The 14,236-nt window shown below is 71.2% G+C and carries 11 protein-coding genes and 1 tRNA gene; 7 read left to right on the forward strand and 5 right to left on the reverse strand.

Annotated elements, in window-relative coordinates; all coding sequences use genetic code 11:
* Positions 1-2: 2 nt before the first annotated feature.
* The 3 genes from GH740_RS10880 to GH740_RS10890 all read right to left on the reverse strand — a co-directional run bounded on the left by GH740_RS10880 (position 3) and on the right by GH740_RS10890 (position 2,561).
* On the reverse strand, positions 3-1,727 hold the full coding sequence (locus tag GH740_RS10880; protein ID WP_367641481.1) for a bifunctional 3'-5' exonuclease/DNA polymerase: 1,725 nt from the start codon (positions 1,725-1,727) through the stop codon (positions 3-5).
* Positions 1,728-1,749: 22 nt separating this feature from the next.
* The gene (locus tag GH740_RS10885; protein ID WP_367641482.1) at positions 1,750-2,487 is read right to left on the reverse strand and encodes a zinc ribbon domain-containing protein; all 738 of its coding nucleotides are present in this window, start codon (positions 2,485-2,487) and stop codon (positions 1,750-1,752) included.
* A gap of 1 nt (position 2,488) precedes the next feature.
* Positions 2,489-2,561 (reverse strand) — tRNA-Val (locus tag GH740_RS10890).
* 179 nt (positions 2,562-2,740) lie between these two features.
* Here GH740_RS10890 and aceE point away from each other — a divergent pair.
* The 6 genes from aceE to GH740_RS10920 all read left to right on the forward strand — a co-directional run bounded on the left by aceE (position 2,741) and on the right by GH740_RS10920 (position 10,307).
* Positions 2,741-5,467: a pyruvate dehydrogenase (acetyl-transferring), homodimeric type gene (gene aceE, locus GH740_RS10895; protein WP_367641483.1), complete on the forward strand. Its 2,727-nt coding sequence runs from the start codon at positions 2,741-2,743 to the stop codon at positions 5,465-5,467.
* Between the two features lie 7 nt (positions 5,468-5,474).
* Complete coding sequence (locus GH740_RS10900; RefSeq protein WP_153746132.1) at positions 5,475-6,689, forward strand: CdaR family transcriptional regulator; 1,215 nt, start codon at positions 5,475-5,477, stop codon at positions 6,687-6,689.
* A gap of 83 nt (positions 6,690-6,772) precedes the next feature.
* Positions 6,773-7,690 (forward strand): ACP S-malonyltransferase, encoded by a 918-nt coding sequence (locus GH740_RS10905; RefSeq protein ID WP_367641484.1) that lies wholly within the window; start codon positions 6,773-6,775, stop codon positions 7,688-7,690.
* Positions 7,687-8,688 (forward strand): beta-ketoacyl-ACP synthase III, encoded by a 1,002-nt coding sequence (locus GH740_RS10910; protein WP_153746133.1) that lies wholly within the window; start codon positions 7,687-7,689, stop codon positions 8,686-8,688. The genes GH740_RS10905 and GH740_RS10910 overlap by 4 nt, the downstream gene beginning before the upstream one ends.
* Positions 8,689-8,760: 72 nt before the next feature.
* A complete protein-coding gene (locus tag GH740_RS10915; protein WP_153746134.1) occupies positions 8,761-9,009 on the forward strand; it encodes an acyl carrier protein in 249 nt (82 codons plus the stop codon).
* Between the two features lie 59 nt (positions 9,010-9,068).
* Positions 9,069-10,307 carry a beta-ketoacyl synthase gene (locus GH740_RS10920; protein WP_153746135.1) on the forward strand — a complete coding sequence of 413 codons (1,239 nt, stop codon included), beginning with the start codon at positions 9,069-9,071 and terminating at the stop codon, positions 10,305-10,307.
* A gap of 142 nt (positions 10,308-10,449) precedes the next feature.
* Here GH740_RS10920 and GH740_RS10925 read toward each other — a convergent pair whose 3' ends face one another.
* Both GH740_RS10925 and GH740_RS10930 read right to left on the reverse strand, forming a co-directional pair.
* Complete coding sequence (locus GH740_RS10925; RefSeq protein WP_153746136.1) at positions 10,450-10,953, reverse strand: DUF3145 domain-containing protein; 504 nt, start codon at positions 10,951-10,953, stop codon at positions 10,450-10,452.
* A gap of 205 nt (positions 10,954-11,158) precedes the next feature.
* Entirely contained in the window at positions 11,159-11,932 is a 774-nt protein-coding gene (locus tag GH740_RS10930) for a hypothetical protein (protein WP_153746137.1), read from the reverse strand.
* 198 nt (positions 11,933-12,130) lie between these two features.
* Between GH740_RS10930 and GH740_RS10935 the strand changes: the two genes are divergently transcribed.
* Positions 12,131-14,128, forward strand: coding sequence for a DUF262 domain-containing protein (locus GH740_RS10935; RefSeq protein WP_153746138.1), 1,998 nt, complete (start codon positions 12,131-12,133; stop codon positions 14,126-14,128).
* The last annotated feature ends 108 nt before the right edge of the window (positions 14,129-14,236 follow it).

The raw sequence follows: 14,236 nt of genomic DNA on the forward strand, positions 1-14,236 counted from the left end.
GCTCACGCCTTGTCGGCCATGGTGGTGACCTTCAGATCGAGCGGGAAATCGATCGGGAAGTCTCCGAACAGCAGGCGGCCCGCGGATGCCGCGCAGTCCCGGACTATCTGCGCCGCCGCATCGGCGTGCCGGGCCGGGGTGTGCACTATCAGCTCGTCGTGCAGGAAGAACGCGAGGTGCGGTCGGTCGCCGAGCGCCGCACCCGAGCGCGGCGCGGCCTCCTCCGCCGGCACCGGCGGCAGCGCATCCAGTCGCACCCGCACCTCCCCGAGCCAGGCCAGCGCCCACTCGGCGGCGGTGCCCTGCACGATGAAGTTGCGGGTGAACCGCCCGCGGTCCCCTGCCGCACGCCGGGCCTGATCGCGGTCGACGGCGCTGCCGGTCTCGCCGGCGGCCACGCGCTGCGCGCGCAGCCAGCGCTCCGACGCCCGCGGGGAGGTCCGGCCCAGCCACGTCGAGACCACGTCGCCCTCCTCGCCGACCCGCGCGGCGTCGTCCACGAGCCGCATCGCGCGCGGGTATGCGCGGCGCAGCCGCGGCACGAGCCGTCCGCTCTCGCCGGTCGTGGCACCGTACATCGCGCCCAGCATCGCGACCTTCGCCTCCGCCCGCGTCGCGACCGCCCCGCTGTCGACGATCCCCGAGTAGAGGTCGTGCCCGCGGGCGGCACGGGCCAGCGCGGTGTCGCCGGACATCCCGGCGAGCACGCGCGGCTCGAGCTGCGCGACGTCGGCGACGACGAACGTCCAGCCGGGATCCGCGCGCACCGCCGCGCGCAGCAGCCGCGGGATCTGCAGCGCACCGCCGCCCGAGGACGCCCATCGCCCGGTGACGACGCCCGCGGGGATGTACACCGGGCGGAAGCGGCCCTCGTGCACCCACTCGTCCAGCCACGCCCACCCGTTCGCGGACAGCAGCCGCGCCAGGCGCTTGTACTCCAGCAGCGGGGCGATCACGGGATGCTCGTACTGCCCGAGCTCCCACTTCGCCGTCGTGCGGGCCGGCACGCCGATGCGGTGCAGGCTGCGCACAAGTTTCGGCGGCGAGTCAAGGCTTGCCTGCGGGTCGCCCAGCAGGCCGCGGATCTCGGCGGCGAGGATCGCCATCCGCTCGGGCGGCCCGCCTCCCGCCGGCCGCGCGCCGAGCGCGTCCTCGAGGATCCGCTCGTGCACGGCAACGTCCCACGGCAGCCCGGCCGCGCGCATCTCCGCCGCCACGAGCGCCCCGGCGGACTCGGCCGCGCACAGCAGGTCGAGCCGCCCGTTCCCTCCCGCGGAGGCGGCGGCCGCCCGCTGCCGCGCGAACTCCGCCAGTGCGGACGCCGCGTCGTGCGGGGGCCCGGATGCCGCGGCATCCGTCGCCAGCGCGAACAGCGCGGGAGCCTCCGGTGCCGGCACCGTAGTGGCGTCGACATCCCACTCCCGGGCGGAGCGGATCGGGGCGGCATCGGCCACGAGCGCGCTGTCCCGGAGGATCGCGTGGCACAGCCGCAGGTCGCGGCAGCGTTCGACCCGCACGCCCTCGGCGAGGAGCCGCGGGTACCAGTGCGCGGTGTCGGACCAGACCCAGCGCACGCGCGTGCCGCGCGCCGCCTGCACCCGACCGGCGAACTCTCCGGTCGGGACCCGGACGCGGGAGACCTCGGTGCCGTCGGCGGCCAACCGCACGAGGTCGATGTCGACGCCGGCGGCGCCGGCCACGACCCACGCGACGTCGTCGGGCGTCACCGCTCCCGCGGGTGGCGCGCGCTCACGCTCCCAGCCCCGACTCCTCGGTGCGCACGAGGATGCACCCGCACTCCGGGCAGAGCACGACGGCGTCGGGGGCGGCCTGGCGCACCGCGTTCAGGTCGGTCCCGGACAGCACCATCCGGCATCCTTCGCAGGTCTGCCGGCGCAGCAGGGCCGCACCAGCGGAGCGCTGCGCGGCGCGGTCGTAGGCGGCCAGCAGGTCGGCGGGAAGCTCGGATGCCACGGCGGACCGGTCGCGGACAGCCTGCTCCTGCTGGGCGGTGGCATCCGCCACGGCGGACTTGGCCTCGCCGCTGAGCCGGGCACCCTCGGCGTTCACGTCGGCCAGCAGCTGCTCCTGCTCGGCGACGGCGGCTTCCGCGGCCTCGAGCTTCTCCATCGCCTCCAGCTGCGCGTCCTCGAGGTCGCTCTTGCGGCGGGCGAGCGACGCGAGCTCGCTCTCCAGGCCCTGCGCGTCCTTCGGGCTCGTGACGGCGTCCAGGCGCTGCTCGTCGCGCTCGCGGCGCGCGTCGACGACGGCGACATCCGACTCGATGCGTCCGAGCTCGGTTCGCAGGTCGTCGCACGCGCCCTGGCGCGCCGTGAGCTCGCGGCTCAACTCCTGACGCTGTGCTATCAGCGCCCGCACCCGCTCGGCCTGCGCGGGATTCCCCTTGGCGTGCTCGGCGCGACGGATCAGGGCGTCGAGTTCGGCGAGATCCAGGAGGCGGCGCTGCTGCGCGGGCTGTGCGTTCACGTGGGCCCTGCCGGGTTCGAACCGACGACCCCATCGGTGTAAACGATGTGCTCTACCAGCTGAGCTAAAGGCCCGTGACCGCCCAGTCTACGAGAGGTGTATTACACCTGCGCATCGGCGGTGCGCGAGTGCCGCGTGGGCTCGCGGATCTGTGGATAGGCTGGAGCGCGGTGTGTCCCGCGCGCCCGACCCGGTGCGGCGCCCCACCCCGAGCTCCCGCTGACGCGACCCGTCAGACGACGAAAGGTGATCCGTGACCGTCCACGATCAGGACCCGTACTCCCAGGGCCCCCTCGACAGCGATCCCGACGAGACCACCGAGTGGCAGGAATCCCTCGAGCAGCTCGTCCAGGCCAAGGGCGCCGGTCGCGGCCGCGAGATAATGCTCAGCCTGCTGAAGACGTCGAAGGAGCTGCGCCTGGGCGTGCCCATGGTGCCCACGACCGACTACGTCAACACGATAGCGCCGGAGAACGAGGCGCCGTTCCCGGGCGACGAGGAGCTGGAGCGCCGCTACCGCTCCTGGATCCGCTGGAACGCCGCGATCACCGTGCACCGCGCGCAGCGGCCCGGCATCGGCGTCGGCGGGCACATCTCCACGTACGCATCCTCGGCATCCCTGTACGAGGTGGGCTTCAACCACTTCTTCCGCGGACAGGACCATCCCTCCGGCGGCGACCAGGTCTTCTTCCAGGGCCACGCCTCCCCCGGGATGTACGCCCGCGCGTTCCTCGAGGGTCGGCTCACGCAGGCACAGCTGGACGGCTTCCGCCAGGAGAAGTCGCACGCCCCGCACGGCATCCCCTCCTACCCGCACCCGCGGCTGATGCCGGAGTTCTGGCAGTTCCCGACCGTCTCGATGGGCCTCGGTCCCATCAACGCCATCTACCAGGCGATGACGAACAGGTACCTCACGAACCGGGGCATCAAGGACCTCTCCGATGCGCACGTGTGGGCGTTCCTCGGCGACGGGGAGCTCGACGAGGTGGAGAGCCGCGGCCAGCTGCAGGTCGCCGCGAATGAGGGCCTGGACAACCTCACGTTCGTCGTGAACTGCAACCTGCAGCGTCTGGACGGCCCGGTGCGCGGCAACGGCAAGATCATCCAGGAGCTGGAGAGCTTCTTCCGCGGCGCGGGATGGAATGTCATCAAGGTCATCTGGGGCCGCGAATGGGACGACCTGCTGGCCCGGGACGTGGACGGCGCGCTGCTGAACGTCATGAACGTCACCCCGGACGGCGACTACCAGACATACAAGGCCGAGAACGGCGCCTACGTGCGCGAGCACTTCTTCGGCAAGGACGAGCGCGCGCTCGCCCTCGTGGAGGACTACACCGACGACCGGATCTGGAAGCTGCGCCGCGGCGGCCACGACTACCGGAAGGTGTACGCGGCGTTCGACGCCGCCGTGCGGCACAAGGGACAGCCCACCGTGATCCTTGCCAAGACGATCAAGGGCTACGGTCTTGGGCCGTACTTCGAGGGCCGCAACGCGACCCACCAGATGAAGAAGATGACCCTCGAGAACCTCAAGACGTTCCGCGACGCGATGCACATCCCGTTCACGGACGCGCAGCTCGAGGAGAACCCGTATCTGCCGCCGTACTACAACCCGGGACCGCAGGACGAGACGATCCAGTACATGCTGGAGCGCCGCCGCGAGCTGGGCGGGTACCTTCCCGAGCGCCGCAGCAGACACGTGGACCTCGCCCTGCCCGACGACGCCGCGTACGCGCTGCCGAAGAAGGGCTCGGGCACGCAGGAGGTCGCCACCACGATGGCGTTCGTCCGCCTGCTGAAGGACCTGCTGCGCGCGAAGGACTTCGGGCACCGGATAGTGCCGATCATCCCCGACGAGGCGCGCACCTTCGGCATCGACGCGTTCTTCCCGACCGCAAAGATCTACAACCCGCACGGGCAGAACTACACCTCCGTGGACCGCGACCTGCTGCTGGCGTACAAGGAGAGCCCGCAGGGGCAGATCATGCACGTCGGCATCAACGAGGCCGGCGCGATGGCCGCATTCACGGCGACCGGGACGTCGTACTCCACGCACGGTGAGCCGCTGATCCCGATCTACATCTTCTACTCGATGTTCGGGTTCCAGCGCACCGGCGACGCGAACTGGGCCGCCGGCGACCAGATGACGCGCGGCTTCGTGATCGGCGCCACCGCGGGACGCACGACGCTCACCGGCGAGGGGCTCCAGCACGCCGACGGGCACTCCCCGCTGCTGGCCTCCACGAACCCCGCGACGGTGTCGTACGACCCCGCGTACGGCTACGAGATAGCGCACATCGTCCGCGCGGGCCTGGACCGGATGTACGGCGGGCAGCATCCCGACCCGAACGTGATGTACTACCTGACGGTCTACAACGAGCCCATGGTGCAGCCGGCCGAGCCCGAGGACGTCGACGTGGACGGCATCCTCCGCGGCATCCACCGCATCAGCGTCGGCGACGCCGACGGACCCCGGGCCCAGCTGATGGCGTCGGGCGTCGGCGTGCCGTGGGCCCTGGAGGCCCAGCAGCTGCTTCGCGAGCACTGGGGAGTGGCGGCGGATGTCTGGAGCGTGACGAGCTGGTCCGAGCTGCGCCGCGACGGCCTGGCGGCGGACGAGCACAACTTCCTGCATCCGGACGCCGAGCCGCAGACTGCCTACGTGACCCGCAAGCTGGCGGGCGCCGACGGGCCGGTGGTCGCGGTCAGCGACTTCATGCACGCCGTGCAGGATCAGATCCGGCCGTGGGTGCCGAACCGGTTCGCGACCCTGGGCGCCGACGGGTTCGGGTTCAGCGACACCCGCCCCGCCGCCCGCCGGTTCTTCAAGATCGACGGGCCGTCGATCGTGGTGCGAACGCTCCAGGCGCTCGCCGAGGACGGCGTCGTGGACAGGGCTCTGGCCGGGCAGGCGATCCAGAAGTACCGCCTGCACGACGTGAACGCCGGCACCAGCGGCAACGCGGGCGGGGAGAGCTGACGCGCCCATGATCAGCGAGCACGCCCCGACGGACAAGGCCGAGACCCTCGTCTGGCTGCGCCGTATCTCGGGGGATCTCGCGACGGCCACGACGAACCGCCTCGAGGAGTCCCTGCCCTGGTACGCCGAGATGCCGCCCGCGCGCCGCTCCGCGGTGGGCCTCGTCGCGCAGGCCGGCATCACATCCTTCATCCAGTGGTATGAGGACCCGAACTCGACCCCGTGGATCGCGGCGGACATCTTCGCGGCCGCGCCCCGCGAGCTGCTGCGCAGCGTCAGCCTCACCCAGACGCTGCAGCTCATCCGCGTCACCGTCGAGGTCACCGAGGAGAAGGTCGCCGGCCGCGGCGAGCATCTGCGCGAGGCGATCCTGCTGTACTCGCGCGAGGTCGCTTTCGCGGCGGCGGATGTCTATGCTCGCGCCGCGGAGGCGCGCGGGCTCTGGGACGCGCGCCTGGAGGCGCTCGTGGTCGACTCGATCCTCACCGGTGAGGCCGACGAGGAGCTGCCCAGCCGGATCGCCGCGCTCGGCTGGCACGGCCACGGCGAGGTCGCGGTGCTCGTGGGCACCACCCCGCCCCAGTTCGACGTCGACCAGCTGCGGCGCACCGCCCGCAAGCTCGGCGTGGACGTCCTGATCGGGGTGCAGGGCTCCCGACTCGTGCTCGTGATCGGCCGGGCGCAGCTGCGCGGGCAGGACGACGCGGCCGCGCAGCTGCCGTTCCTCCAGATTGCCCGCCACCTCGAGCCGGGCTTCGGCTCCGGCCACCTCGTGCTGGGACCCGCCGTCCCCGCGCTCGTGGAGGCCAGCCAGAGCGCCCGTGCCGCGCTCGCCGGGTTTGCGGTCGCAAGCTCCTGGCGCCACGCCCCGCGCCCGGTCGAGGCGGACGACCTGCTGCCCGAGCGCGCCGTCGCCGGCGATCCGCTCGCGAAGAGCACGCTCGTGGAGCGGATCTACCGTCCGCTGCAGGCGCACAGCACCGACCTCGTCACGACGCTGTGGAGCTACCTCGACAACGGACGCTCGCTCGAGGCCACCGCCCGAGAGCTGTTCGTGCACCCGAACACGGTCCGGTACCGACTCAAGCGCGTCTCCGAGGTGATCGGCTGGGATGCCACCGGCCCCCGGGAGGCGCTCATCCTGCAGACGGCGCTGATCCTCGGCGCTATCGGCACGGACGCCACTCGCCGCCGCACCCCATCCGGCCGGCGCACGCGCTGACCTGTGCGGCGCTCACAAACGAATCCGGCATTCTTGTGCGATCCCATCCAGTTGGACATCCTCCCGTTTGGCAGGATGGGAAGGTGATCATCGCCGTCTTCCCCGGCCAGGGCTCGCAGACGCCCGGCTTCCTCGCCCCGTGGCTCGAACTCGACGGGGCGCGTGAGCGCCTCCAGGCGTACTCCACGGCCGCGGATGTCGACCTCATCGCCGCGGGCACGGAAGGCGACGCCGACCACATCCGCGACACGAAGGTCGCCCAGCCGCTGATCGTCGCGGCGAGCCTGCTTTCCTACGCCGCCCTGACCGCCCGGGCCGGGCGACCCACGGGCGTCGCCGGACACTCGGTCGGCGAGCTCGCCGCGCTCGCCGCCGCCGGCGTGCTCAGCGACACCGACGCGCTACGGCTCGTCGGCATCCGCGGGCGGGCCATGGCGGAGGCCGCGGCCGTCGAGCGCACCGGCATGAGCGCCGTCGTCGGCGGCGACGAGGAGGACGTGCTGGCCGCGCTGAAGCGGCTGAACCTCACCCCCGCGAACCACAACGGCGCCGGGCAGATCGTCGCCGCCGGCACCCTCGGCGACCTCGCCGAGCTCGCCGCCCAGGCCCCGCGCGGCTCCCGTGTCATCCCGCTGCAGGTCGCCGGCGCGTTCCACACCGGCTACATGGCCCCCGCCGTGGACGTGCTGCGCACCGCGGCCGCCGGAACCGCGACATCCGACCCGAGCCTCACACTGTGGACCAACAACGACGGCACGGTCGTCGACTCTGGCCGCGCGGCCGTCGACCGGATGGTCGCGCAGGTCGCCTCGCCGGTCCGCTGGGATCTGTGCATGGCCTCGTTCGCGGAGCACGGCGTGACCGGGATCATCGAGTTCGCCCCCGCCGGAACCCTCACCGGGCTCGCCAAACGGGCTCTGCGCGGGGTGCCGACCGTCGCCGTGAAGACCCCTGACGACCTGGATGCGGCCGCCGCGCTGCTGACCGGAGAATCCGCATGAGCATCATCCTGAACCAGCCCACCGGCCCCGCGCACACCCGCATCTACGCGTACGGCGCCGCCCGCGGAGAGAACCTCGTCCCCAACGACGACCTTGTCGGGCCGATCGATTCGAGCGACGAGTGGATCCGGCAGCGCACCGGCATCGTGACCCGCGCACGTGCCGTCGCCTCGACCACCGCGATCGACCTGGCATCGGACGCCGCCGCGGAGGCCGTCGCCCGCTCCGGCGTCGCACCGGAGAAGGTCGACGCCGTGATCGTCGCCACCATCAGCAACCCCAAGCAGACTCCGTCGGTGTCGGCGATCGTCGCCGACCGGATCGGCGCGAACCCGGCCGCCGCCTACGACCTGAACGCCGCATGCGCGGGGTTCGCGTACGGCGTCGCGCAGGCCGACGCGCTGATCCGCGGCGGGATTGCGCACTACGCCGTCGTGGTGGGTGCCGAGAAGCTCAGCGACATCGTCGATCCCACCGACCGGAGCATCTCGTTCCTGCTCGGCGACGGCGCCGGCGCTGTCGTGGTCGGCCCCAGCGACACCCCCGGCATCGGCCCCACCGTGTGGGGATCGGACGGCTCGAAGGCCGAGCTCGTCGGTATGAACGGCACCCTCACCGACTTCCGCGACGGCAAGGTGCCGTGGCCCACCCTGCGCCAGGAGGGGCCGAGCGTGTTCCGCTGGGCCGTCTGGGAGATGGTCAAGGTCGCACGGCAGGCGCTGGATGCCGCAGGCGTGCGCCCCGAGGACCTCGCGGCGTTCATCCCCCATCAGGCCAACCTGCGCATCGTCGACGAGTTCGCCAAGCAGCTCAAGCTCCCCGACACCGTGGCGATCGCCCACGACATCGAGACCACCGGCAACACGTCGGCGGCGTCGATCCCGCTCGCCGCGCATCGGCTGCTCGAGGAGCACCCGGAGCTGTCGGGCGGCCTGGCGCTGCAGATCGGCTTCGGCGCGGGCCTCGTGTTCGGCGCCCAGGTGGTCGTCCTCCCCTGACGCCCGTGCAGGCGACCTTAGACTTGTCCACGGCCCGCCGGGCCTCGACCCCGATCCACAGAAGGAGCAGAAATGGCATTCACCAACGATGAGGTCCTCGCCGGCCTTGCCGAGCTGATCACCGACGAGACCGGCATCTCGGCCGACGAGGTCGCCCTCGAGAAGTCGTTCACGGACGACCTCGACATCGACTCGATCTCGATGATGACCATCGTGGTCAACGCCGAGGAGAAGTTCGGCGTGACGATCCCCGACGACGAGGTCAAGAACCTCAAGACCGTCGGTGACGCCGTCACCTTCATCACCTCCCACCAGGCGTGACCGCTTCCGGTGGGGGCGTCCTGCCCCCACCGGCACCGCACCACACGAGGAATTCGTACATGAGCACCCCCCGCATCGTCGTCACCGGCATCGGCGCCTCGTCTCCGCTGGGAGGCACCGCGCCAGAGAGCTGGTCCGCCCTGCTGAGCGGAGCCAGCGGCGCCCGCACTCTCGAGCACGACTGGGTCGAGCAGTACCAGCTGCCCGTCACGTTCGCCGCCGAGGGCCTGGTCCGCCCCGAGACCGTCCTGGAACGGCCCGTCGCCAAGCGGCTGGACCCGGCCTCGCAGTTCGCCCTCGTCGCGGCGATGGAGGCGTGGGCGGATGCCGGCAGCCCGGACGTGGACCCGGATCGCCTCGGCGTCGACTTCGCCACCGGCATCGGCGGTGTGTGGACGCTGCTGGACGCCTGGGACACGCTGCGCGAGAAGGGCCCCCGGCGCGTCATGCCGATGACGGTCCCGATGCTGATGCCCAACGCAGCGGCCGGCAACCTGTCGCTGCACTTCGGCGCCCGCGCGTACGCCCGGACCGTGGCCAGCGCGTGCGCGTCGAGCACCGAGTCGATAGTGAATGCGATGGAGCACCTGCGTGCCGGGCTCGCCGACATCGTGATCGCCGGCGGCACGGAATCCGCCATCCACCCGATCACGGTCGCCGCGTTCGCGTCGATGCAGGCCCTGTCGCGCCGCAACGACGACCCGGCGCATGCATCCCGGCCGGCCAGCGTGGACCGCGACGGGTTCGTGATGGGCGAGGGCGCCGCGGCGCTCATCCTCGAGACCGAGGAGCACGCCCGCGCGCGCGGCGCGAAGATCTACGCGGTCGTGGTCGGCGGGGGCGTCACCGCGGACTCGTACCACATCACCGCGAACGACCCGGAGGGGCACGGGGCCGCGCGCGCCGTGCGCCTCGCGCTGGAGTCGGCGGATGCCTCGCCCGACGACATCACGCACATCAACGCGCACGCCACCTCGACCCCGGTCGGCGACCCGAACGAGTATCAGGCGCTCAAGCAGGTGTTCGGCGACCGGATCGACGAGATCCCGGTCTCGGCGACGAAGGCGTCCACGGGCCACCTGCTGGGCGGCACCGGCGCGCTGGAGGCCGTGTTTACGATCCTGGCGATCCGCGCCCGCGTCGCCCCGCCGACGATCAACATCACGACGCAGGACCCGGAGGTCCCGTTCCGGATCTCGGGCTCGCCGATGCCCCTCGGCGACCGGGAGCAGCTGGCGATCAGCAACTCGTTCGGATTCGGCGGGCACAACGCTGTCGTCGCGTTCGCGACGGTCTGATCCGGCACAAGCGAGGGGCGCTGCACTGAGTCTTCAGTGCAGCGCCCCGTCACCTGTCGGGTGGATGATTCGCGGTCTCAGCCCCCGGGGATGATGTCATCCGACGGCCGGTAGTGGCGCCTCGACCACCCGAATCCTCGGGCTATCCGACCTTGTGCAGCCACACCACCGGGGCGTCGTCGGACGCATGCCGGAACGGCTCCAGCTCCTCGTCCCATGCGGCGCCCAGGGCCACCTGCAACTCGCGCTCCAGCTCGAACGCGTCGCCCGCGGCCACCTCGATCGCGTACCGGAGCCGGTCCTCCCCGATCACGACGTTGCCGGCGGTGTCGGTCTGCGCGTAGTGGATGCCGAGTCCCGGCGTGTGCATCCAGCGGCCCCCGTCGCTGCGCGGCGTCGGGTCCTCGGTGACTTCGAAGCGCAGGTGTTCCCATCCGCGGATCGCGGTCGCCAGAGCCGCGCCGGTGCCGACCGGTCCCTCCCAGTACAGCTCCCCGCGCCGGCTGCCGACGAGCACTGGCTGGTCGGCCCACTCGACGCTGACGGCGCGCCCGAGTGCGCGTCCGACCGCCCATTCGAGGTGCGGGCACAACGCCCGTGGCGCGGAGTGAATGAGGATCACTCCACGCGCCTGTGTCGTCGCCATGCTGTCTCCGTTTCTTCAGGTACGTCTTCCCCTACGACCTGAACGGAGCCTGTGGCGGCGTGCTGTTCTGTTCTCCCGCCATTATCGCCCGAAGCATCCCGAATCACAAGCATGTGATTCCATGTCGGGGCGGGTGCGCCGGCATCCCCGGAAACGAACAGGGCCCCGATCGCGGATCGGAGCCCTGTCGGAGTTTAGCGGCGGATCAGGCCTCGCTCATGGCCTTCACCTCGGCCTGGCCGCGCGCCGCGTAGTACGCCGCGCGGGCGGCGTCCTTGCGCGCCTGCTCGGCGTAGCCGGCGTCGAGGATCGCCTGGTCGACCGCCACGCTCTCGGTGTGGCTGCGGCCGTTGTGCTTCTCGATGTAGGCGTCCAGCTCCGGACCGCTCGTCCACGACGTGATCAGGTTGTACCGCGGCTCGGTGCCGACGTGGGTCGTGGCGTGCCACAGGCGCTGCGTGTCGATGATCAGCTGCGCGCCGGCCGGCAGCGCTATCCGCACCTCACCCTGTGGGTCGGTGCGGTTCTCCCGCAGGACGAAGAAGCTGTCCTTGTCGTCGGTGAGGTTGAAGAACCCGCGCACGACCCAGCCGGTGCCGTCCGGGTTCAGCCGGTTGTTGTCGTCCTGGTGCAGGTTGTACAGGCAGTCGCCGTAGGGCGTCGGCTGCAGCTCGATGATGCGGCAGCGGCCCACGTTCGCGCCGGGCTCCTGGGCGCGGCGGGTGAGGTTCGGCGCCTTCGCGACCTGCGCGTCGATCCACACGCCGTCCTTGTCGGTGCGCGGCGGCTTGTGGTTCCAGAAGCCGTTGCACTCGATCTCGCCCTTCGCGCTGGCCAGCGGCGCGAAGCGGGTGTCGCCGGAGGACTTCCAGTCGACGTATTCGACGTCGAGCCACTCCTTCGGGTCGAGCTCCTGGTTGTAGCTGTCCAGGACGACGTAACCCGTCTCCTCGAGAGCGGCGCACTTGATGTAACCCATGGTGGTTTCATCACCTTTCGTAGGGGGCCAGCGAAGTTTTTACAGGCCCGACTCCCGCCAGCCTACCTCCGCGTTTCCGGGCATCCCCGGGATGCCGCCGTGAAGATCCGCGGCCCGCGGAGGGTCCCTGGGCGCGGGGCGTCGCGCGCCTAGAGTAGAGCGGGCGCCTGTGCGCCGCGGGAGGAAGAGGATCTCAGCATGGGCAGCGCCACCAACGTCGAGGCCACCGCCGTCAACACGATCGCCTGGCTCTCCCAGCCCGAGACCGCCATCGTCGTGCCGGTGTATCAGCGGCAGTACCGCTGGGACATCGGCGGGTGCGAGCAGCTGCTGGCGGACGTGCGCGCCGTCGCCGACACCGACGCGCGCACGATGCATTTCATCGGCTCGATCCTCTCCGCCCCGGCCTCCGACGCCGAAGCCTCCGACCTTATCCTCATCGACGGGCAGCAACGGATCACGACGCTCATGCTGCTGATCGCCGCCGTCCACCACACGGTGCGGGATGCCGACCCCGAACTGGCCGCGCAGCTGCAGCGGGTGCTCGTGCGCGCCGAGGACACCGCGCGCACGAAGCTGCGGCCGCATAGGGAATGGGCCGACGTGTTCCAGGACGTCGTCCTGGACCGCGCGCAACGCCGGCCCGAGTCGCGCTTCGACGACAACTACGCGTTCTTCCGCAGCCAGGTGGGGCCCGAGGAGGCGCCGCGGATCTGGCACGGCATCCAGAAGCTCGAGCACGTGTCCATCACGCTCGGCGCCGGCGCGAACGCCCAGCAGATCTTCGAGAGCCTCAACTCGACCGGCGAGCCGCTGCGCGACCATGAGCTGATCCACAACTACATCCTGATGGGGCTCACGCACGAGCAGCAGACCCAGGTCGAGGACGAGTTCTGGATGCCCATCGAACGTGCCACCGGTGAGCAGATCGCCGGATTCTGGCGGCACTACTTGATCATGACCACGGGACGCGAGGTGACCGTCGCCGGCGAGCGCGGCGTGTACGACGCTTTCCGCGCACAGGTCCCGCGCGTGGACGTGGACACACTGCGGACGCAGGCGGCTCGATGGGTCGAGTTCTCGCAGCTGTACGGCATCCTCCTCGACCCCACGCAGGAGGCCGATTCCGAGATCTCGCGGCAGCTGTCGTACGTGAACACGTTCGGCCGCGGGATGTACCCCCTCGTGCTGCGGGCATACCACGACCACCGCACGGGCGCGATCGACCGCGGCGCGTTCATCGACCTGCTTGAGAACGTGCAGGCCCTGCTGCTGCGACGCGAGATCGTCGGCCTCGGCAACGACCGCCTGGCGGCGCGGCTGTGCCGCGCGCGCCGACAGGGGCAGGATGCCCTCGTGCACGCCATTTCGCGGATCACGCCGTCGGACGAGCGGATCCGCGTCGCGGTGAAGTACGGCGATCTCCCGCATGCCGCGTATGTGCTCGGGCGGATCGCCGGCGTGCAGACACCTGCGGACCTCGACGTCGAGCACGTCTTCCCTCTTGCGCCGTCCGACGGCTGGAGCGGGGACGGCATCCGGGTCTGGAAGGAGCTCACCGACGACGAGCAGAACAGCCATCGGGCGCTCGCGCAGTCGCTCGGGAACCTGACGGTGATCGAGCAGCCTCTCGCCGAGCGCGTTTTCGGCGCGTCGTTCCCCGCCAAGAGGCGGGTGTATGCCGCCAGCGGCATCCCGATCACCCGCGACCTCGCGGAACAGGACGGCTGGGGCACCGCCGCGATCGCCGCCAGGACCGCCGCCCTCACCGACCGTCTGCTGTCTATCTGGCGACGCCCGGCGACGACACTGATCGACGATGACGGTCTCACCCCGGTCCTGGACGCCAAGCGGCGCCGCGGCTGGCCGCGCGGATGGGAGCGCGAGTTCGACTACGTCGAGTACCGTGGCGAGCACTGGGAGGTGCACGACGTCCGGCACCTGTTCAATCGCGTGTTCCGCCGGCTCTGGGCAGACGCCCGGGCCGACGTGGTGGCGTACAGCACGCGTCGCGGGGGCCCGCTGTTCCCGGCGAAGGCGTGGAACGGCCAGTGGGACGAACTGGATGAGACGACGTTCCTCTACATGGGCTGGGACTCGAAGTACATGCTGACCGCCGTGCAGGGGGTGCTCGACGAAGCCGGCATCGCCCACGAGGTGTTCGTGAAGTACTCGTACATCGGCGCGGCGATGTAGCGCGGCATCGCGACGTGGCGCGGGCATCATACGGAGCCGCCCGCGCGAGGACAATCCCCTCGGCCCGGACCGCCCCGCACGCCTAGCGTGGCGGCGATACCGAGTCGA

This window comes from Microbacterium sp. SYP-A9085, assembly GCF_009649635.1.
Lineage (GTDB): Bacteria > Actinomycetota > Actinomycetes > Actinomycetales > Microbacteriaceae > Microbacterium.